This window comes from Parabacteroides sp. CT06, from assembly GCF_002257605.1.
Lineage (GTDB): Bacteria > Bacteroidota > Bacteroidia > Bacteroidales > Tannerellaceae > Parabacteroides > Parabacteroides distasonis.
In genome coordinates, this window is the sequence record NZ_CP022754.1 from 53,794 (window position 1) to 75,543 (window position 21,750).

At 43.8% G+C, this 21,750-nt stretch carries 13 protein-coding genes and 2 riboswitches; of the genes, 7 read left to right on the forward strand and 6 right to left on the reverse strand.

Going from position 1 to position 21,750, the window contains the following annotated elements; translation table 11 throughout:
- The first annotated feature begins 5 nt into the window (after window positions 1-5).
- The 7 genes from CI960_RS00170 (at window position 6) to CI960_RS00200 (ending at window position 12,091) form a co-directional block, all read left to right on the forward strand.
- The gene (locus CI960_RS00170; protein WP_005859628.1) at window positions 6-530 is read left to right on the forward strand and encodes a biotin/lipoyl-containing protein; all 525 of its coding nucleotides are present in this window, start codon (window positions 6-8) and stop codon (window positions 528-530) included.
- Complete coding sequence (locus tag CI960_RS00175; RefSeq protein WP_005859626.1) at window positions 523-2,055, forward strand: acyl-CoA carboxylase subunit beta; 1,533 nt, start codon at window positions 523-525, stop codon at window positions 2,053-2,055. The genes CI960_RS00170 and CI960_RS00175 overlap by 8 nt, the downstream gene beginning before the upstream one ends.
- 157 nt (window positions 2,056-2,212) lie before the next feature.
- Window positions 2,213-2,414: riboswitch (cobalamin riboswitch) on the forward strand.
- A gap of 299 nt (window positions 2,415-2,713) precedes the next feature.
- Window positions 2,714-4,396 (forward strand): putative transporter, encoded by a 1,683-nt coding sequence (locus tag CI960_RS00180; protein WP_005859616.1) that lies wholly within the window; start codon window positions 2,714-2,716, stop codon window positions 4,394-4,396.
- A 110-nt stretch (window positions 4,397-4,506) separates the two neighbouring features.
- Window positions 4,507-4,712: riboswitch (cobalamin riboswitch) on the forward strand.
- A gap of 37 nt (window positions 4,713-4,749) precedes the next feature.
- A complete protein-coding gene (locus tag CI960_RS00185) occupies window positions 4,750-6,753 on the forward strand; it encodes a TonB-dependent siderophore receptor (protein WP_005859614.1) in 2,004 nt (667 codons plus the stop codon).
- A gap of 20 nt (window positions 6,754-6,773) precedes the next feature.
- A complete protein-coding gene (locus CI960_RS00190; RefSeq protein ID WP_005859612.1) occupies window positions 6,774-8,138 on the forward strand; it encodes a DUF5074 domain-containing protein in 1,365 nt (454 codons plus the stop codon).
- Window positions 8,138-9,256: an ABC transporter substrate-binding protein gene (locus CI960_RS00195; RefSeq protein ID WP_005859610.1), complete on the forward strand. Its 1,119-nt coding sequence runs from the start codon at window positions 8,138-8,140 to the stop codon at window positions 9,254-9,256. The genes CI960_RS00190 and CI960_RS00195 overlap by 1 nt, the downstream gene beginning before the upstream one ends.
- Before the next feature lie 63 nt (window positions 9,257-9,319).
- Window positions 9,320-12,091 carry an FAD-binding and (Fe-S)-binding domain-containing protein gene (locus tag CI960_RS00200; protein ID WP_005859608.1) on the forward strand — a complete coding sequence of 924 codons (2,772 nt, stop codon included), beginning with the start codon at window positions 9,320-9,322 and terminating at the stop codon, window positions 12,089-12,091.
- 98 nt (window positions 12,092-12,189) lie between these two features.
- Here the strand turns inward: CI960_RS00200 and CI960_RS00205 are convergent, their stop codons facing one another.
- From CI960_RS00205 to carB, 6 genes are all read right to left on the reverse strand, one after another.
- On the reverse strand, window positions 12,190-13,566 hold the full coding sequence (locus tag CI960_RS00205) for an NAD(P)/FAD-dependent oxidoreductase (protein WP_005859606.1): 1,377 nt from the start codon (window positions 13,564-13,566) through the stop codon (window positions 12,190-12,192).
- A gap of 397 nt (window positions 13,567-13,963) precedes the next feature.
- Window positions 13,964-14,557, reverse strand: a complete 594-nt coding sequence (locus tag CI960_RS00210; protein ID WP_005859604.1) for a hypothetical protein — start codon at window positions 14,555-14,557, stop codon at window positions 13,964-13,966.
- Entirely contained in the window at window positions 14,547-15,680 is a 1,134-nt protein-coding gene (locus CI960_RS00215) for a 6-bladed beta-propeller (protein ID WP_005859602.1), read from the reverse strand. Before CI960_RS00215 ends, CI960_RS00210 begins: the two co-directional genes overlap by 11 nt.
- A gap of 5 nt (window positions 15,681-15,685) precedes the next feature.
- On the reverse strand, window positions 15,686-15,925 hold the full coding sequence (locus tag CI960_RS00220) for a hypothetical protein (RefSeq protein WP_005859600.1): 240 nt from the start codon (window positions 15,923-15,925) through the stop codon (window positions 15,686-15,688).
- Window positions 15,926-16,179: 254 nt separating this feature from the next.
- Window positions 16,180-18,240 carry a transcriptional regulator gene (locus tag CI960_RS00225; protein WP_008779156.1) on the reverse strand — a complete coding sequence of 687 codons (2,061 nt, stop codon included), beginning with the start codon at window positions 18,238-18,240 and terminating at the stop codon, window positions 16,180-16,182.
- Window positions 18,241-18,317: 77 nt separating this feature from the next.
- On the reverse strand, window positions 18,318-21,536 hold the full coding sequence (gene carB, locus CI960_RS00230) for a carbamoyl-phosphate synthase (glutamine-hydrolyzing) large subunit (RefSeq protein WP_005859594.1): 3,219 nt from the start codon (window positions 21,534-21,536) through the stop codon (window positions 18,318-18,320).
- Between the last annotated feature and the right edge of the window lie 214 nt (window positions 21,537-21,750).

The window sequence follows — 21,750 nt, forward strand, 5'->3', positions numbered from 1 at the left end:
TGGTTATGGAAATACATATCGGAAATCGTGTGGCCGATGTGACATTGGTCAGTAAAGAAGGGAATAAAGTCCGGCTTTCTATCGACGGGAAGCCGTATGATGTGGATATCGTGATGACGGAGAACGGCAGTTGTTCTGTCTTGCACGATGGGAACTCATTTAATGCGGAGATCATCTCCGGAGAAGATCATCGGAGTTATGACGTGAATATGTTCTACCGTTCCTATCATGTGGATATCGTAGATACCCAAAAGAAATATTTGCGTATGCGTAAAAGTGCGGAAGAGAAGCAAGATGACAAGATTGTCGCCCCGATGCCGGGTAAAGTCGTGAAAATACCTGTGCGGAAAGGAGATCGCTTGGAAACGGGGGATACCGTGGTCGTACTTGAGGCGATGAAGATGCAGAGTAACTATAAGGTAAGCTCAGCATGCGTGGTAAAAGATATATTGGTATCCGAGGGAGATTCCGTTGATAACAATCAAGTGCTTATGACTTTAGACCTATTAAAAGATGATTCATATGAATAACGAGCAATTATATAAAGATTTTGAGGCTTTGAATAAAGAGGCCTCGTTGGGAGGAGGATTGAATCGCATTGAGAAACAACATGCTTGCGGGCGTATGACCGCCCGTGAACGAATCGAGATGCTGTTGGATAAAGGGACTTTCAATGAGCTGGATAAATTCGTGGTGCATCGGTGTACAAACTTCGGGATGGATAAGAATAAGATTCCCGGTGATGGAATGGTAAGTGGTTATGGAAAGATCGATGGTCGTTTGGTATTTGTTTACGCTTATGATTTTACCGCATACGGTGGGACCTTGAGTGCCACGAATGCCGCTAAGATCGTGAAAGTGCAACAATTAGCCTTAAAGAACGGAGCGCCGATCATCGCCTTGAATGACTCGGGGGGTGCCCGGATTCAAGAAGGGGTGAATAGCTTGGCTGGTTATGCTTCTATCTTTTACCAAAATACGATGGCCTCGGGAGTCGTTCCCCAATTATCGGCTATTTTGGGGCCTTGTGCGGGGGGCGCTTGTTATTCCCCGGCTTTGACCGATTTTATTTTTATGGTCAAAGAGCAAAGTCATATGTTTATCACGGGGCCGGATGTCGTAAAGGCGGTGACTCACGAGGTGATCGATAAGGAAGAGCTGGGCGGGGCGCAGGTACATAGCGGAAAAAGCGGGGTCGCGCATTTTGTGTGTGATACGGAAGAGGAGACTTTGATGAGTATCCGGGAACTTCTGAGTTTCCTGCCTTCTAATAATATGGAAGACGCTCCAGTTATAGCTTGTGCTGACGATGTGCGTCGGGTAGAAGAGTCGTTGCAGCATGTGATTCCGGAAGATCCTAATGTCCCTTATGACATCAAGGATATTATAGAGCCGATAGTGGATAATCATTACTTCTTCGAGGTTATGCCTCATTTTGCTCGCAATATTGTAGTGGGATTCGCTCGTTTGGGAGGCCGTACCATAGGTATCGTAGGGAACCAACCTGCCTTTTTAGCGGGAGTCTTGGATATCGATGCTTCTGATAAGGCCGCACGTTTCATTCGCTTCTGCGATTGCTTCAATATTCCATTGATCACGTTCGAGGATGTGCCGGGCTTCTTGCCGGGCTGTACGCAAGAACATGCGGGAATTATACGCCACGGGGCAAAAATTGTCTACGCTTATGCGGAGGCCACGGTTCCCAAAATCACGTTGATTACCCGGAAGGCTTACGGGGGAGCCTATATCGTAATGGCAAGTAAGCCTACCGGTGCCGATATAAACTTGGCATATCCGATGGCTGAGATTGCGGTGATGGGGGCTGAAGGTGCCGTGAATATATTATACCGGAAAGCCAACGATGAGGAGAAGAAACAAGCAATTCGTGAATACACCGAGAAATTCTCAAATCCTTACCGGGCAGCCGAGCAAGGATTTATAGATGAAGTCATACAACCTAGAGACACACGTTTTAAATTGATTCAGGCGTTGGAAATGGCGAAAAATAAGAGCCAGAGTAATCCTCCTAAAAAACATGGAAATATTCCCTTGTAGTAATTATTATTTAAGGAAAATCAAAGCCTCTTCCTGTCGGGAGGATAGCTTAGAGGTTAAAAGATCCCGGTTCAATTGTTTTGTCCCGGGATTTTTTTATTTGGATAATAAAAGTAAACAAAAAAGCGAAAAGATATGATATATACGGAAAACATGCTATCTTTGTTCCCGAATCGGTTCCGCATATACCATTCGGGTATGTGGATTAAAAGGGAATCGGGTGTAAATCCCGGACAGTCCCGCTGCTGTGAAGCTCCGAAGAACATCTTGAAACAACACTATCGCCACTGGTTCTAGCGACCGGGAAGGCTTCAAGATGGGAGTCAGTCAGAAGACCTGCCATTCATTAAAGGCTGTTTTTGCTCGAGGGATTAGGAAAGCAGTACGAAAAGATAAGCAATATCTTAAAAGGAACAAAGACGTATGAAAAGGATCTGTTCGCACTGTCGTGCGACATTTGAATGGCCGGTAACCCTTTTGCCGGAAGAGGAAAGTTTGTCTAAATTATCAGCATAAGAAATAGAAAATATATTAGTAAATGTTGTTAGAATGGATGCCAGATTAAACTGGGATACTAAATGTTCAATATGTGTATCTCTGCCGAAGTGATTCGCCAGAGGTACTTTTTTATCTTAAATTAATATATACATGAATAGATATGGAATGGATTAATGAATTGTTATGGGGAGAAGGGGTAGGGCATTCTATCCTTTTGTTATCCGTTGTGATCGCTCTGGGGATCCAGCTTGGTAAACTGAAGCTATTCGGTATCTCTTTAGGGATTACCATGGTACTGTTTGTCGGGATCTTTCTCGGGCATTTCGGTTTTACGGCGAATCCGTCGGTCGTTCATTTTTTTAGAGAGTTTGGTTTGATCTTATTTGTTTACTCGGTAGGTATGCAAGTAGGCCCCGGATTTTTCTCTTCGTTTCGAAAGGGAGGGATCACGTTGAATATGCTTGCTTGCGGTATTGTTTTTCTAGGGGTGATTACTGCCTTGATTATACATTATATTACAGGCATTCCTATACCGACAATGGTAGGTATCTTATCCGGAGCAGTGACGAATACACCGGGATTGGGCGCTGCTCAACAGGCTTATTCAGATATGACGGGGATCTCGGATGAAACGATCGCTTTAGGATATGCGGTTGCCTATCCGTTAGGTGTGATCGGCATTATCTTGTCGATGATTTTTATCCGTTATGTTTTCCGTATCTCTTTTGCGAAGGAGACGGAACAATTGGAAGAAGAGACGGATACGGAATCGGGAGGAGAGGCTGTACCTATCTCTTTGGTGGTGAAGAATCCGGCGATTTTTGGTCGTAGCGTAAGTGAGCTATCTAAATTGTTGGAACACCGTGAATTTGTTATTTCCCGTATTTTACGTAACGATACGAATCGGATAGAGATCGTGGCGGGGAACACGGTATTGAATGGGGATGATAAGATTTTTGTTATTACCGCAGAGCATGACGTGGAGGCGATAAAGACTTTTATCGGTCAAGAAATACAGATGGATCGTAAGCAATGGATTCCGGCGGAAAGCCAGTTTATCAGCCGGCGTATTTTGGTTACCCGGTCTGAAATCAACGGTAAGCAATTAGGGGCTTTGCAGTTACGCCGTTTACATGGAATTAACGTGACTCGGATCAATCGTGCGGGGCTGGAGTTGGTAGCTACTCCTAATCTGGTCTTGCAAATAGGCGACCGGGTGACAGTGGTCGGTAGTGAATTGGCGGTGGAGAAAGTTGCCGAGACGCTGGGTAATTCAATGAAACGCTTGAATGAACCTAATTTGGTGACTATTTTTGTTGGTATAGTTTTGGGTATTATCGTGGGAAGTCTTCCTATTAGTTTTCCGGGTATTCCTCAACCGGTGAAATTAGGATTAGCGGGAGGTCCGTTGATCGTTGCGATATTGATAAGCCGGTTCGGTTATCGTTATAAATTGGTTACTTATACCACGCAAAGTTCTAATTTACTATTGAGGGAATTAGGAATCACGTTGTTTCTCGCCTGCGTGGGATTGAGTGCGGGTGAAGGTTTTGTCGATACGATAGTCAATAAGGGTGGTGTAGCTTGGATCGGTTATGGTTTTATAATAACGTTATTGCCTCTACTGATTATCGGTTGTGTGGGAAGGTATTTTTATAAACTGAATTATTTTACGTTGATGGGATTGATTGCGGGAAGTACGACCGATCCTCCTGCGTTAGCCTATTCCAATATGGCGGCAGGAAATGATGCGCCGGCGGTTGGATATGCGACGGTTTATCCATTGACCATGTTTTTGCGTGTGTTGACCGCACAGTTAATGATATTATTCTTTTATACATAGAATAAATATTTTGTTGTTAGTAATGTTTAGAAAAGTGTAAACTCCCTAGCCTTCCGCCGAAGTGATTCGCCGGGGGGGCTTTTTTGTTGCTAATCAAAAAGTAAACATGTATCTTTGCGGCCAATCAAGGTGTAGATGTTATCGATTCCGATAATAATCAGTAAAAGGGAATCCGGTGCGAGTCCGGAGCTGTACCCGTAGCTGTAAGTCCTTGGAGCCCCGGCAAATCTTGTTGCCACTGCCTATCGGATAGGCGGGAAGGTAGCCGACAGAGGGTGGACGAGCCAGAAAACCTGCCATGATTTTGTTATGCGACGTTTCGGGTGAAGACGTTGGTAAACCTAAGAATTATTATGCGAGATTTATATCTTATAAGATGTCTGTGCGTTTTTAGCGTATGGTTATTTTCTTTGGGTGTCGCTTTCGGTCAACAGATCGATACGACGGCCTATCACGAGCTTTCCGGGGTGGAAGTAGTGGAGAAGGTACGTCCGTCGGTCACCCGTGAAGGTACGCCTTTGCAAATTATGGACCGGGCGGGAATCGATCGCTTGGGAGTACAAGACCTATCCGAGGCCGTGAAACGCTTCTCGGGAGTTACAGTACAGGATTATGGGGGGATCGGAGGATTGAAAACGGTCTCGGTACGTAGCTTGGGAGCGAAGCATACCGCCGTCAGTTACGATGGGGTGACGATTACGGATGCGCAAAGCGGGCAAGTCGATATCAGCCGTTTCTCGTTGGATAACGTGGAGATGGTTTCCTTATCGATCGGACAATCGGATGACATCTTCCAAACGGCAAGGGTGTATGCCTCGGCAGGAGCCTTGAATATACAAACCGGAAAGCCCACGTTTAAAGACAAATCGTTTCATACTTATCTTAAGGTTAAGGGAGGTTCCTTCGGGCTTTTTAATCCCGTGCTGCATTATGATCAAAAATTAGGAAAGCGTTGGAGCGCATCCTTACATGGTGATTTCGTGCGTGCGGATGGGCAATATCCCTATACATTGATTAATGGGGAATTGGAGACGAGAGAGAAGCGTAGAAATAGCGATATCCATGCTTACCATTTGGAAGGTAATCTATTCGGCGATTTTGGAAGGGGAGGCGAACTTTCCTTTAAGGCGTACTATTTTGATTCGGAGCGGGGGCTTCCCGGTTCTGTTAATTTATATAACAAGAACACTTCTGAACGATTATGGGATAATAACTTTTTCGTGCAATCGGGGTATAAGAATGTTCTTAATGAGAAATTTACGCTACGGGCCATGGCTAAGTATAATTATGCTTTTACTCGTTATTTAGATATAAATGATAAATATGCTGCGGGCGAACAAGTCGATTTGAATACACAGAATGAGTATTATGGCTCTGTAGGTTTGCTGTATACTCCTATAAAGTATGTATCGGCGACGTTGACTACGGATTTAACTCGCTCTATGCTGGACAATAATTTTGTGAACGGCCCTAATCCAAAGCGAATGGCCTCTCAATCAGTACTAGCGGTGCAATATAAGAACAGTCGATTCACGGCTACCGCTAGTTTATTGGGAACATATATCACTGATAAAGTGGAGCAAGGGGAAAAACCGGATGATAAGAGGCGTTTATCCCCGGCTGTAAGTTTGTCTTGGCGGCCATTCTCGGAAAGTACTTTGCGGATACGTGCCTCTTACAAAGATATATTCCGGGTTCCTACATTTACGGACTTGTATTACCTCCGTATGGGAAATACAAATTTGAAACCGGAAGAAACTTCCCAATATAATGTAGGGGTAACATGGAGTTCTTCCTGTGGGGATTGGCTGCGGCATTTCAGTATTTCGGCGGATGGATATTATAATACGGTGAAAGATAAGATCGTGGCTTTACCTACCATGTATGTTTGGAAGATGATGAATATGGGCGAAGTGGATATTAAAGGGGTAGATGTAAATTTATCTACACAATTCCGATTGCCCTTACGAATGAGCTTGCTTTTGGCTTCCACTTATTCTTTTCAATACGCGGTTGATGTGACAGATCCGGAAGCTAAGAATTATAAGGATCAGATTCCTTATACACCTCGTCATTCTGGCACGGTTTCCGTAACCTTGGAAAATCCATGGGTAAATGTCTCTTATATACTGACTGCGGTTGGTGATCGTTATGCATTGCCGCAAAATATAGATCGGAACAGGATTGATTCTTATATAGAACAGAGTATTTCTATAAATCGAGATTTTCGTTTTCGATATTTCGGTTTGCGTTTGCAAGGTGAATTGTTAAATCTTGCGAACGTGAATTATGATGTTATTCAGTATTATCCCATGCCGGGCCGTTCTTGGCGTTTAAGTATTTGTTTATCCTATTAGTAAACTATAAAAGTAAAGTAATGAAAAAGAAGAATTTAGTTTGTGTCTCTGCCTTGTGTGCATTGATGTCTTTCTCGTTTGTCAGCTGTGATGATGACAATGAGCCTTCACTGAACATACCAAATGTATCTGTAACTAATGTCAGTTTTACGGATGAGAATCCGGAAGCTTTAAAAGTTAGCGGAACCTTAAATTGGACAGCTCCGTCTTCTGTTGACAATGTAACAAAGTACGTGATTTATGGTTCCTCTGATGGAACCGCTAAAGATATGAAAATTGCGGAGGTAGAAGTTGGAACACATTCATATGCTATTACGGATGTCGTAAATATAGGCTATTTATTAGTTATAGCCGCAAATGCGGAAGGTGAGTCTTCTGTTTATGCTTCCGTAAGAGTTATTGATTTTGTGAAGGATAGTTCTTTCATGGCTTTATATTTCTTGAATTCGGGCAATATGGGAAATAACAACTCTTCTTTATATATGTACGACATAGAAAAGGATGAGGTTGTCCCCGATTATTTCTTGGCTCAAAATGGCAGGGGGCTGGGAGATACGGCACAGGATATGATCGTGTATGGCGATAAGATGTATATCGCGGTATATGGAGAGTCTACGATAGAAGTGACAGATCTGAAGGCAAAATCCATTAAGCAAGTCAAGACAGAGGGGCAGCCCCGTTATATGGTATCAGAGGGTGGAAAAGTCTATATTAGCTATTATAATGGATATGTCGCTCGTTTGGATACCGCATCCTTGGAGGTTGAGGCGAAAGTAAAGGTCGGACGGAATCCGGAACAATTGGCGGTATCTTCTAATAAATTGTTTGTCTCAAACTCCGGAGGTATGGATTACAGTACCGAGGTTGGGTATGATAAAACGGTATCAGTGGTTGATCTGTCTACTTTTACAGAGATAAAGAAGTTGGATGTAGTATTGAATCCCACACGGATACAGGCGGATGAGCAAGGAAATGTATATGTGGTTTCTATGGGTAACTATGCGGATATACCCAATACGGTACAAAAGATAAATACGGAGACTTATGAGGTTACTTCCCTTACGAATTGTCCAAACGCAACGGAGATGGCCTATGAGGATGGCAAGCTATTTCTGTTCTATGCGCAATGGGGAATGTCTAGCCCTGCATTTTTAACATTTGATACAAAGAGCCAATCTGCGGGAACGAGCTTTATTACAGATGGAACCTCAATACAATCCCCTTATTCAATCAGTGCCGTGGGTGGAAATGTCTATGTCGCAGAGTCTGATTATAAGAATAATGGCGATATCTATTGTTTCGGAGGTGACGGTAAATTGTTCAAGAAGTTTGAGGCTGGTTTAAATCCCATGAAAGTAGTCCTCGCTCAAAAAGATAATATCTAATGCGATTACTGATTCTCTTAGGGTTCGCTTTCTGGATGGTGGCATGTACGCCATCCGGAAAGCAAACTTCTTCCAAGGAAGCTCTTTCCTCTGATAGAATTCAATATGCCCAAGGTTTCACGGTTCAGCGCTTTGATACCTATACAATGGTGGAAGTTCGTGATCCGTGGGATAGTACTCGTCTGCTTCAACGCTATTTATTGGTAGACCGGACAAAGTCGGTTCCTGGCGGATTACCCAAAGGGACGATCGTGAAGGTCCCGGTAAAAGATATTGTGGTTTATACTTCTGTTCATGCGGCTATTATTGATCAATTGCACGAAATCAATAAGGTTATAGGTGTTTGTGAGCCTCGTTATATGGATACTCCTGCCATACAAGAGGGTATACAGGCCGGAAGAATCGCTGATTTAGGTGAGGCTACCTCTCCGAATATAGAGAAAATGATAGAGATCGGTGCGGAACTCGTGATAGCTTCCCCGTTTCAGAACAGTAGTTATGGGCCTGTCGAGAAGATAGGGATACCCATTATCGAAGGAGCCGACTATATGGAGGCATTTCCTTTGGGGCGCACGGAGTGGATTCGCTTTTATGGTTTGCTATTCGGAAAGGAAGAGATGGCCGATTCTATATTTAAAGAAACAGAGCAAGCCTATCTGTCCCTAAAGAACTTAACCGTGAATATAGATAAGCGTCCTACTGTTTTGTCGGAGAAAAAGTTCGGTTCCTCATGGTATATACCGGCTGGAGATAGTTATATGGCCCATCTTTTTGAGGATGCAGGAGCCGATTATATGTTTAAGGATTTACCGGGTGCCGGAAGTACCCCCTTAGCGTTTGAGACCGTGTTTGATAAAGCGATCCATGCGGATATTTGGCTTGTTAAATATAATCAGTCTTCCGAGATGACCTATAACGATTTACGCTCCGAATATACTCCCTACGAGAATTTCGACGCTTTTAAAAAACAACGGATTTATACCTGTAATACAGGGATAGTTCCTTATTACGAGGAATTCCCATTACATCCGGAATATCTATTGAAAGATTTAATCTGGATTTTCCATCCGGAGCTAGTACCCGGATATTCTCCCCGTTATTTTAGTAAAATGCCCTGATTGTCTTAAAGGTTTCATATCTTTGTTGAAATGTCGTTACTAGACAAATAAAGGTATTAGACTATGAAGATAAAAAAGGTATATGTTGATGTTTTAACTGCATTAGCGAAGGGAACAGATGCCGGGATTTACAGGTTGAATCCCAAACGAGTTGAAATCGTGAGTTGTGAGCAGGATGTAAAACGTGTTCTTGCTGAATGTGAGAAGACTGGTAAATCTGTAACCTTTAAAGCTGGGGGGACCTCTTTATCCGGCCAGACTATTACAGATTCTGTATTGATGGAAATCAGTCCTGACTATGGAAAGGTTAAGATTTCAGGAGATGGGAGTTTGGCTAAATTCCCTTGTGGTATAACTGGAGAAGAGGCGAACCGCTGGTTGAAACCTTATGGCCGTAAGCTAGGGCCTAGCCCTGCCTCCATCAAATCCGCACGTATCGGCGGGATCGTAGCGAATAACTCAAGTGGTTCTAGCTATGGTATTATCCATAACTCCTATAATACGGTCCGGGATATGGAGATTATCTTTGCGGATGGAGCCTTTTTGGATACCTCTTCGTTAGCGAGTCGCAGGGATTTCATGCAAACGCATATAGGCTTATTGGAGAAGTTGATGAATTTCCGTTTGGAGATTTTGTTGAATCCAGACATGGAAGACCGGATTCTATCTAAATATGAGTTGAAGAATACCTGCGGTTATGGAATGAACTCTTTCTTGGATTATACCGATCCATACGATATACTCATGCATTTAATGGTTGGCTCGGAAGGAACCTTAGGGTTTATTTCTTCTGTTACTTTCGAGACAGTCCCCGATGAGGCTTTAAAAGCTTCCGCCTTGATTTATTTTCCCTCTTTGATGGAGGCGTGCAGAGCCATAGCCCCGTTACGCCAATGCAAAGTGTCCGCCGCCGAGTTGATGGATAGAAACGCCTTACATGCGGTAGAGGATGAACCGGGGATGCCGGAGATATTACATTCTTTACCCGAGGATGCGGTAGCGTTGCTGATCGACACGTCTTCTAATTCGGAAGAAGAACTTCAAATCCAATTCCGAGATATAGAGGAGCGGCTAGCAGATATACAGACCTTATATCCGGTATCATTTACGACCGATCCGAAGCTTTACGCTACTTATTGGCGGGTACGAAACGGTTTATTTACTTCCGCTGCGGGAAGACGGCCACGGGGGACGGTATCTATTATTGAAGATATTGCTTTCCGGGAAGAGGTTTTAGGAGAGGCTTTGGAACAAGTGCGTGGGGTCTTGTCGGATTATGGATACGGAAATGCGGTGATGTGGGGACATTTATTGGATGGAAACGTTCATTTCACGATTTTTCCGGATATAAACGCACAGGAAGGTATTGATCATTACGCTTCTTTTATGCGTAGCCTTGTAGATGTGGTACTTTACTACGACGGTAGCTTGAAAGCGGAGCATGGCACGGGACGAAATATGGCTCCATTTGTTAAAGATGAATGGGGTGAGGAGATTTATGAGTTGATGTGGAAGATCAAAAGGCTCTTTGACCCGGAAAATATATTAAATCCGGGTGTCCTTTTAAATCGGGACCCGGATGTGTTTATAAAGAACTTAAAGCAAATACCGTTGGCGAATGAGCTGATCGATAAATGCATCGAGTGTGGTTTTTGTGAGATACAATGTCCGTCAAGGCATGTGACATTGACACCCCGGCAACGTATCGTGATCTATAGGGAATTATCGGCTTTGGCGGAACAGGGGGAAACAAACTCTAAGCGATATAAAGAACTCAAGAATGCCTTTAACTATAAAGGTAACGCTACCTGCGCTACCGATGGCCTATGTGCTACGGCATGTCCGGTTGGCATTAATACCGGTTTATTGATCAAAGAGTTACGGTGGGAAGAGAATGGTACCTTGGCGAATGCTATCGCTTCGGGCATCGCCGGGAATATGGGAGTCGTAACGGGTATGCTTCGTCCTTTGCTTAAGTTGCCCCATGTGCTTTCAAAGCTGGTGGGGTATAATGCATTCGAGAGATTTGCCTCTTTCTTGTTTAAGGCTTCCGCTCATAAATTCCCGCTTTGGACTCGGCATACACCTTCTGGTGCGTCAAAGTTCAAGGAACTGACGGGTGTAGAGAATGGGATGGAAATGGTTTATTTCCCGTCTTGTATTACCCGTACGATGGGAGCTTCAGCTGATTATGAAGATGTGGATTTTGTAAGTGTAACGGAACAAACAATCGCTTTATTGACAAAAGCGGACTTTACGATTCGTTATCCTGAGAATCTAAGTAAGCTTTGTTGCGGCATGGCTTTTAGCAGTAAAGGGTTCCGGAAGCAAGCGGCGCAGAAGGCAAAGGAATTGAATGAGGTTCTTTTACGAGCGAGCGATAACGGCCGCTTGCCTATTTTGTGTGACATGAGCCCTTGCTTGCTGCATATGAGGGAAACCTTGGATAAACGTTTACGATTATATGAACCTGTGGAGTTTATCTATGACTTTATGCGTGATCGTCTGAACTTTAGTAAGTTGCCGGTTACGGTAGCGGTACACTCTACTTGTAGTACAACGAAGATGGGAGTACAAGACAAGCTGGTGGAACTGGCAGGCTTATGCGCGAACCGGGTGGTCTCTCCCGCTCAAGTTACTTGTTGCGGTTGGGCGGGCGATCGTGGTTTCTTCTATCCGGAACTAAACGCTTCCGGTCTTCATTACTTGAAACCGAACTTGCATGGGGCGACGGAAGGATATAGCAATAGCCGTACGTGCGAGATTGGTTTGACGATGAATAGTGGGATATCCTATAAGTCGATCGTATATTTAGTGGAAAAGGCTACCCGTTAAAAATCAAAAACCCCGGTTTCGTACAACTGAAACCCGGGGCTTTGTAGTTTGGCATTCGAAATTATAGGGAGTTTTATTTCATAGATTCTTTATTCATATTATGCGTAACCGTTAAGCATTCCGTTGAAATACATCGGTTTTAAAATATATACCTTTAAGATCCAAGCAAGCCATTGCTCTTTTGATGTATCGATCATCGAGAATGGGAATGAAACGTCGGGTTTCTTTTCGTAGTCAAACTCACAAAGCAACACGTGTCCATAATCCGTAACGATCGGGCAAGCGGCATAACCGTTGTATTTCTCGGTCGGCTCTTTACCTTCCATGAGCGCGATCAGGTTCTTGGCGGCGATAGGTACTTGCTTACGGATAGCGGCAGATGTTTTACTGGTCGGGATACCGGCTACATCACCCAGAGAAACGATGTTCTGGTATTTCTTATGTACCAAGGTCTCTTTATCGACCATTACCCATGCGTCCGCGGCCAATTTACCTTCTGTCCAACCTAATCCGGCATCACGAACGAAATCGGGAGCGGACATAGGCGGGGTGAAGTGTAAGAAATCGTAATCCTCTACGAACGGCGTTACGATCTTTTCTTCGCCTTTTGTCTCTATTTTCTCAAAATGCACTTGTTTTGCGGATGTGTCTACACCTTTTACACGTACATTCAAGTTAATAGGTATGTTACGTTCATTATATATTTCCAGCAAGCGAGGCGTGAAATACGGAATATCGTATAGCTCCTTCGATGCGGTAAAATAATTCAATTGCAGTTTGTCGCGAGTCCCTTGTTTCCTTGCGTAATGCTCGGATAATAAACAGATCTTTTTGGGAGCGCCACCACATTTATGTTTTGTATAGGTATCGGTATAAATACCTTTGCCTCCTTTTTTAGCGAATTCTTGAAGAGCTTTCCATGTCTTTTGGGCTCCTTCGAAATCGTAAATAGAGTTTGCGTTTCCTTGTCCCAAGGTGTCGTGGGTAATGCCCTCTACTTTTTCCCAGTTACATTGTAATCCCGGGGTCAGTACTAAAAAGTCGTACGGAATCTTTCCGTTACTTTTGGTCGTTACTTGATTCCATACGGGATCAACCGCGGCGACCGAGTCCTTTATCCATTTTATACCGCTAGGCATACAATCCTCTTGCTTCTTCCAAACATCTTCCGGTTGGTATACACCTGAGGCGATCAGAGTGAATCCCGGTTGATAAAACTGACGATCGCTGGGGTCAATCAGGGTGATATCCGGTTCATCAAGCCAATGTTTTAATCGGGCAGCCATACTGATACCAGCGGCTCCTCCACCGATAATAACGATTTTACCTTTTGCGCTGCTTGAAAAAGCGTTTGCTTTTCCGGTATTAGCTCCCGCGATCAGTCCTGTCGCCGCTAATAACTTAAAGAAATGCCGTCTGTCGACACCTTTCTTTTCTAGCGCATCTAATTGTTTCTCCAGTTCGTGTTTCATCATGTCGAAAGAATTTAAGATTTTATTTGCTGGCAAAGGAAACACAATAAATTACGGTAGCCATGAAAATGACTACTACACGACTTGCGCAAATGATTTTTTTATTGGATAAGACTACTACAAGACTTTCTCAAGCTCCTTTTGTATATATATACTATGCTGTTATATAGTATATTATATGTCAAATAGATTAAAATTATATAAGACTCACTTTTTGCGAGATTCTAAAGTGATGCGATCCGGAAGCCAGAGATACGCTGGCACATCCTCCAATTCCAACACGATTCTTTCTTCGATCATTCCTTCCGCTTCCTCAAAGCTTCCGACGATGATCAAATCCTCCTTCCCATCCTCGTTAACAGCCTGCGGCTTAATATCGTACGATCAACCGCAATAAGATCTACCACATTTTTTTTATCTCTTCCAGATAAATTAAAGTAAGTCGTGGGAGTGGTTTATTGTGAATATGTAAATATTTAACACATAAATCTTTATCCATAATGAATAAGAAAGGAGCGAAAGAATCTTCTAGTTCCATAGGTAGCCCTAAATTCTTATTATGTAAGCTCAATAGTTTTTTCCCATAGCAATCGTTTCTTAATCGAGCAGGATAATCAGGCGATACGAAAACTATTTTTGTTTTTATTTCCTCGTCTGTAAAAACCTCGTTCATTATATCGACAACTGCATCGATACAAGGAGGACATGTTTTCTCTGAAAAACAAAAGAATAATTTTTTATCATTACATAAATTACTTAAGGAGAAAGAATCTAGAGAGTCTGTTCCCCAATAGGCTATTTGATCAAGGCATTCATAGTGTTCATTTTTTAGTTCTTCTCTTTTAAGGATACCCAGACTTTCTTTCTCGTATTCAAAATTGTCAACATACACATCCTTCGGGGATTTTCTAAAATGATTCACGCATTGCATACAAATTATGCCTGCCAGTATCCCCAAAAGGAAAATATAAATTGTATTCTCGTTAACCTTCATTTTTGAAAACATATTTTACTAAGACAGGATTCTCTTGTTCCGAATGTGATTGAATAATTCTTTGCTGATCCTCATTTCTTAACTTCTCGGGAAATAGATCATTTAATGGAAGCCCTCCTTCCGGAGTACAGAGGATGAAGTCTTCTCCGAAGTAGATCGGGTAAAGTTGCAAGCCCTCCTTGGTTCGCTCGAATTGAAGCAAGTCATGGTTTTTCCTGTTATAAAACAGTTGGATGTACTTGTTTTGGCGGACTACCATGGCGTATCGATATCTGCTGTTTTGTCCCTGAGAGTCTATTATATAATTTACGCTCTTAGAGGAATAGACATCCTTCGCGTATTGAATTATTTCTTGCTTGCTCATATTGGGATGGAATTCTAATTTTTCGATGTCATTATTTAAATCACCAAAATCCCAACGATAAAGCTCTGTAAAGGTCGCTCCCGATAGTGAATAAATCGTATTAGTCAAAGACCTTCGAAAAGCGTGTGGAAATGGAAATACACCCCTACAAAATACATCTTTTATGTCTTCAGGAAAATATTCATCGAGTATCTCGTTTCTTGATAGGGAATAAAACTTCAAGCGATGGTCGTAATCGTATGTGAAGAAAGCTATCGTATCCTTGTTTTGGAACTGTAGGCTGTTGTAGGCCCCCGCTATTTCAGGAAGTTTCTTTTTCTCGATGAACTTGCCCCCTAGATCATAGAAAAAGAGAGCGTTGCTGACGGCGCAAAGTACTACAAGGTTCCTGCGGGTCGTATCGATCGCGAAATCTGTTAAGTTTAAATACTCACCCGGGCCGTTTCCTTTCTCGTTAAGTGCGAATTGGAAATGTCCCTCCCTATCGAAAACAAAGATTTGGGATCTCGAATAATCGTGAATATAATATCGATCCTCAAAAAACTTGATTTGGGTTATATTACGGATCAGCGATTCTGGCGTTGTCTCTAACGGAATGAGTTGGATCTCAGAAAATAGATCTTTAGTGGAGATCTCGTCTCGCTCGTCCAAATTCACGGTGATGATATCTGATTCCATGTTTTTCTTATCCTTCCATCCCGTACAAGAAAGAAAGAAAAATATGGATATCATCGAAAAATAATAGATGATACTTTTCATACTTTTTAATCTGGATAACAATGATGTTCTTGCATTCCTGAGAAATAACAATGCACATAATAAATACCACTTATCCAATCTACATTCCAGCAAGTCCCCTCATATCTGCCGCAGCTTATGACTGGGCCTTGGTCGCCATCCGGGCAAGCATGATCATCACTGTCACCTTCTGCTAAAACATCTACGTTTATAGCGAAAAAGATCAAACTGATTAACACCGTGAATTTAAAAAATCTCTTTCCCATACATCATTAAATTTAAGTGAAACAAAAGTTTGAATACAAATATATATATATTGATAGTGTAATGATTTCCATGTGAAAATTTCCCGGAATAAATTATTCATGTTAGATGTTGAGTTTGTCGAGAGATCATTTTCGGGAAGAATTTTTTACTTCAATACGATCTTGTAGCTTTCTTCCCCTCCGGTAGCCATGTGCAATTGGAGGACGTATAACCAACCCGTCGGGCGTTCTGGTGAGATTCTCGGAAAATATTTTTAGTAGTTCATCAGGAAATCGACAAGATTCGTATCCCCATCAAGGGCTAATCGCTTTCTTAAGCGGTATCTTCTTAGCTCGATAGCCCGTACGGATACATTCATTAACGATGCGATCTCCTTCGTGGAAAGGTTCATGCGGAGTAAGCAACAAATACGCAAATCGCCTGCCGTTATATCTGCGTATTGCTGGCGTAAACGATCCATGAAATTCTGGTGGGCGCTATTGAAATAGGTCTCGAACTGCACCCAATCCGCTTGATCGTTCAAGGTAGATTCGATCAAGGAACGTAAACGGGTATATAACTTATTGGGGTATCGGTCACCCAATGTCTCTTTCTGCTTATCCAGTTCTTCCAACAAAGCTTGGATTGCCTCGTTTCTTTTTACCAAAGCTGTTGTCTGGAGAGTAAGCTCATTGTTTTTGTTTTGCAACTCCGTTTCCAGCATCTCGCTTTTCATTTGTTGAAGCCTTTGCAGTTCGGCTTGTCGCTCTGCCTCCAGCTTTTCTTGTTCTTTTTTCCGCAAATTCCTTAAATGGTACCGAAGTCCTTCTTGAATGGCGAACCATATCAAAGCGACGTAGATCAAATAGGCCCATACGGTATTATACCAAGGAGGGCGCACCGTGATTTGCATCGTGATCTCGGGAAACGGCCCACGGGTTACATATTTACGTACCCTTAGCTCATAAGTTCCTTCCGGAAGTTGTAAGAAGGTAATTTTGCCGTCTTTCTGCCAAGAAGACCAATCGGCGGATACCCCTTCCAGCTTATAACTGATTTGGTGATTAGGGGTGAATACCGTTGTTCCGATGTATAGCGAGAGTTCTTGGAAGTTATGGGGCAGGTCGATTCTTTGCGTGTCCGGATATAAATAATGTGTACCTTCTTGATCTTGATACTCGATGCGCATAAACCGTGGCATCGTCAATCCTCCTAGGCTTCCCTCTATTAATTGACGAGTGTTGATTAATAGGGTTCCTTGCATGGCAGATACCAAATCAAGAGAATCATTCAAGGGGATGATCCGTTTGCCATTGGTTACCAGATTCAGATCGTAATTATCGAATAGGATCCGGCATTTTAAAGTTCCTGTACCGTTTTCCCGATGGAAGAGTCCGGCCTCATTCTGGATCGTGAGCCAATACAAATTGTCTGGAACCGGGTAAATACTTTCTGCGTTGGCGAATACGCTCAATACGTCTTTATTCTTAAATAAAGAGCTTACCGATAAATGATTATCGGTCGTATCCGGATGGATATATGAACGTCCGATCTCATCGGATATCGGGGTAAACTTATCACCAAACATCAGGCTCCGGCTGAAGTAGCCGACATTGGTCCGGATATAGAGGCGGTTATCCTCTTTTACAGCGTCTTCCAACTTTCCGATCTGGCTTCTTTTACCTAACATGGCGATGGGAGGATTGATATCTATTTGGGAGATACCATTATCCAAGGCGACCCAGATTAAATTATTATCCTGTACGCAGATGGAGCGTACGATATTATCTTGTAACTGATTATTGATGTTGAGATGTTGAAAGATCTCCCCTTCGTCGTTGGTGATATAAATACCGGACGTAGATGTTCCCGTGAAATTGAGACCTCCGGCGCTAGCGAAGGAAGTTGGGTGCTTCTCCTCGATTTCTTTCGGGATCGTGTAATTCGTCTCGGGATCATCGAAATTTATATATGACGGGAGCGTATCGATCGGATGGTATTCCAGATTCCCGAGTTTGTCGTATAGCCAATAGCCTAACGATGATTTGCCTTGGGTATAGATAGAATCGTTCTGGAAAGATACTTTATAAATAGGGGTTTTATCCGGTAATGGATATGTGTTCCATGTATTCCCGTCAAAAGTAACCAGACCGGAATTATTAGCTACATATAAGATGCCATGATAGGAAACCGCTAAATCCCAATTTTGGCAACTAGCCTTGTAATCGTCTACGGAATAATTTTGTACGAGGATAGAGGGAGCGACCACAGACGCACGCAAGGCGAAAACCGCCAGTATAGATAATAATATGATAAAAGGTAGCCGTCTGTACATGGTCTTTAAACTATAGAGACAAGGCATAAAGCCTTGTCTCTTTCTATTACACGCATGCAAATATAATCAAATTTTGATTATTTGTACTCCTGCCAGCTCTTAATCTGAATATCTTCTACGTTCATATTGCAGAAAGCGTCGATAAAGGCGCTGGCCAGACGGGCGTTCGTGATCAATGGAATGTTATGATCGATCGCCGCACGGCGGATCTTATAGCCATTGGTCAACTCACGTTTGCTATGATCTTTCGGGATATTTACTACCAATTCGAAAGCGTGATTGCTGAACATATCCATGATGTTCAAATCACCTTCCTCATCCGGCCAGCAAACGGCGGTTGCCTTGATTCCATTATCGTTCAGGAACTTGGCGGTTCCGTGCGTACCATAGATCGTGTAACCCTTGGCATCCAGCATCCGGCAAGGCTCCAATAAATCGACCTTGCTCTTAGCTGCGCCGGAAGAAACTAAAATGTTCTTCTTAGGAATACTGTTGCCTACGGCGATCATGGCGGAAAGCAAAGCCTCGTTGAAATCGTCGCCGATACAACCTACCTCGCCGGTGGAGCTCATGTCCACACCTAATACGGGGTCTGCCTTGTGCAAACGGGCGAATGAGAACTGGGAAGCCTTGATACCGATCCAGTCGATATCGAACGCGCTCTTATCCGGTTTCGTATACGGAGCGTCCAGCATGATGCGGGTAGCCGTCTCGATAAAGTTGCGTTTCAATACTTTAGATACAAACGGGAAACTACGTGAGGCACGTAAGTTACATTCGATTACTTTCACGAAGTTATTCTTCGCCAAGAACTGGATATTGAACGGACCGCTGATGTTTAACTCCTTCGCGATCATCTTGCTTACTTTCTTGATACGACGGGCTGTCTCGAAGTAAATCTTCTGAGCCGGGAACACCAAGGTAGCGTCACCGGAGTGAACACCGGCGAACTCGATATGCTCGGAGATCGCATACTCAACCACCTCGCCATTCATAGCGACAGCGTCGAACTCGATCTCTTTCGTTCCTTGCATAAACTCGGATACGACCACCGGATATTCCTTGGAAACCTTAGCGGCCAAATCCAAGAACTCAATCATCTGCTCTTTCGTATGGCAAACGTTCATCGCCGCACCGGACAATACGTAAGACGGACGGATCAAGATCGGGAAACCTACTTTCTCGATAAACGCGTCGATCTCTTCCATGCTGGTAAGCTCTGCCCAACGAGGTTGGTCGATACCTAGCGAATCCAACATCGCGGAGAATTTATGACGGTTCTCGGCACGGTCGATTGATAGCGGGGAAGTACCCAATACCGGAACATTCTGGCGGTAGAGTTTCATCGCCAAGTTGTTCGGGATCTGTCCACCTACGGAGACGATTACGCCCTTCGGCAATTCCAGATCGATCACGTCTAGCACGCGCTCGAATGAAAGCTCGTCGAAGTAAAGACGGTCGCACATATCGTAGTCGGTAGATACGGTCTCCGGGTTATAGTTAATCATGATCGATTTATAACCTAGCTTACGAGCGGTCTGGGCGGCATTCACCGAACACCAGTCGAACTCAACGGACGAGCCGATACGGTAAGCTCCGGAGCCCAAGATAATCACGCTCTTCTCATTCGGGTAGTAGGTGATGTCGTGCGGCGTACCGTCGTAAGTCATATATAGATAGTTGGTCAATTCCGGATGTTCGGAAGCGATCGTGTTGATACGTTTCACGGTAGGGAGAATGCCCATTTTCTTACGCAAGTTGCGTACGCGGATATTCTCTTTCTCCATATTGCCTTCCGGGCTCTCTACGTAACGAGCGATCTGGAAGTCTGAGAAACCAAGGCGTTTAGCCTCTTTCAATACATCCTCCGGAAGATCCTCGATCTTGTTGTAGCCTTTCAATACGTTGGCGTAATCCACGATATTCTTCAAGCCTTCCAAGAACCAGCGTGTGATCTTTGACAACTCATGGATCTTGTCTACGCTATATCCTTGTTCCAAGGCTTGCGCCACGGCGAAGATACGCAAGTCGGTAGGGTTCGCCAACTCCTCGTCCAAGTTATCGAAGTGGATATCGTTGTTACCTACGAAACCATGCATTCCTTGTCCGATCATACGAAGACCCTTCTGCATGATCTCCTCGAAGCTCTTACCGATCGACATGATCTCGCCGACGGATTTCATGCTGGAACCGATCTGGCGGCTGACACCCACGAACTTCGTCAAGTCCCAACGCGGGATCTTCACGATCATATAATCTACCTCCGGCGCTTTGTACGCGGAGTTCGGGGTACCCATCTCGCCGATCTCGTCCAATCCGTAGCCCAACGCCAACTTAGCGGCGACGAAAGCCAATGGATAACCGCTGGCCTTGGATGCCAAGGCGGAAGAACGGCTCAAACGAGCGTTCACCTCGATCACGCGGTAATCGCAAGTCTCGGAGTTGAAAGCGTATTGGATATTACATTCACCCACGATACCTAAGTGGCGGATCGTCTTGGTAGAAAGTTCCTTCAACAGGTCTAATTCTTTCTCGGTCAAGGAGCAAGTCGGAGCCACTACGATACTCTCGCCGGTGTGTACGCCTAGCGGGTCAACGTTCTCCATGCTCACTACCGTGAAGCAATGGTCGTTCTTGTCGCGGATCACCTCGAACTCGATCTCTTTCCAACCCTTCAAAGATTCCTCGACCAAGATCTGGGATGAGTAAGCGAAAGCGCTTTCCGCCAAGGTGCGAAGCTCGGCCTCGTCCTTGCAGATACCACTGCCCATACCACCTAATGCGTAAGCGGAACGGATCATTACGGGGAAACCGATCTTGTAAGCGGCAGCCACGGCGTCGTCCATGCTTTCTACGGCTTGGCTGATCGGGGTCTTCACTTCTATCTCGTTCAGTTTCTTAACAAATAGGTCACGGTCCTCGGTGTACATGATAGCCTCAACGGATGTACCCAATACTTTCACGCCATATTTAGCCAACGTGCCGCTGGTGTAAAGTTGAGTACCGCAGTTCAAAGCGGTCTGGCCGCCAAACGCCAATAGGATTCCGTCCGGTTGTTCTTTTTTGATAACTTCCTCAACGAAGTAAGGAGTGATAGGCAAGAAATATACCTTATCGGCTACTCCCTCGGATGTTTGGATAGTCGCGATATTCGGATTTAGCAATACGGTACTGATCCCTTCTTCTTTCAGAGCCTTTAACGCTTGCGAGCCAGAGTAGTCAAACTCCCCGGCCTGTCCGATCTTCAGGGCACCCGAGCCCAGAACAATCACCTTTTTGATATCACTTTTCGACATAGTAATTTGGGTTGTTTTGTTTATTATAATGATTTTAGAATATTATACCTTTATATTATATCACCGGACCGCTGGACACAAAAAAAATGCGTTAGTAAAAGTAACCAACGCATCTTATATAACCAAATTATAATCCCGTAAAATAGAGAAAAGAGCCTCAACCTCCGACATATAACCGGAATAGAACTTCGGATTATCCTTATGTGTCTTGTTT

Coding starts and splice junctions, on each gene's coding strand:
- CI960_RS00170 (WP_005859628.1), top strand. CDS start 6: ATGGAAATACATATCGGAAATCGTGTGGCCGATGTGACATTGGTCAGT.
- CI960_RS00175 (WP_005859626.1), top strand. CDS start 523: ATGAATAACGAGCAATTATATAAAGATTTTGAGGCTTTGAATAAAGAG.
- CI960_RS00180 (WP_005859616.1), top strand. CDS start 2,714: ATGGAATGGATTAATGAATTGTTATGGGGAGAAGGGGTAGGGCATTCT.
- CI960_RS00185 (WP_005859614.1), top strand. CDS start 4,750: ATGCGAGATTTATATCTTATAAGATGTCTGTGCGTTTTTAGCGTATGG.
- CI960_RS00190 (WP_005859612.1), top strand. CDS start 6,774: ATGAAAAAGAAGAATTTAGTTTGTGTCTCTGCCTTGTGTGCATTGATG.
- CI960_RS00195 (WP_005859610.1), top strand. CDS start 8,138: ATGCGATTACTGATTCTCTTAGGGTTCGCTTTCTGGATGGTGGCATGT.
- CI960_RS00200 (WP_005859608.1), top strand. CDS start 9,320: ATGAAGATAAAAAAGGTATATGTTGATGTTTTAACTGCATTAGCGAAG.
- CI960_RS00205 (WP_005859606.1), bottom strand. CDS start 13,566: ATGATGAAACACGAACTGGAGAAACAATTAGATGCGCTAGAAAAGAAA.
- CI960_RS00210 (WP_005859604.1), bottom strand. CDS start 14,557: ATGAAGGTTAACGAGAATACAATTTATATTTTCCTTTTGGGGATACTG.
- CI960_RS00215 (WP_005859602.1), bottom strand. CDS start 15,680: ATGAAAAGTATCATCTATTATTTTTCGATGATATCCATATTTTTCTTT.
- CI960_RS00220 (WP_005859600.1), bottom strand. CDS start 15,925: ATGGGAAAGAGATTTTTTAAATTCACGGTGTTAATCAGTTTGATCTTT.
- CI960_RS00225 (WP_008779156.1), bottom strand. CDS start 18,240: ATGTACAGACGGCTACCTTTTATCATATTATTATCTATACTGGCGGTT.
- carB (WP_005859594.1), bottom strand. CDS start 21,536: ATGTCGAAAAGTGATATCAAAAAGGTGATTGTTCTGGGCTCGGGTGCC.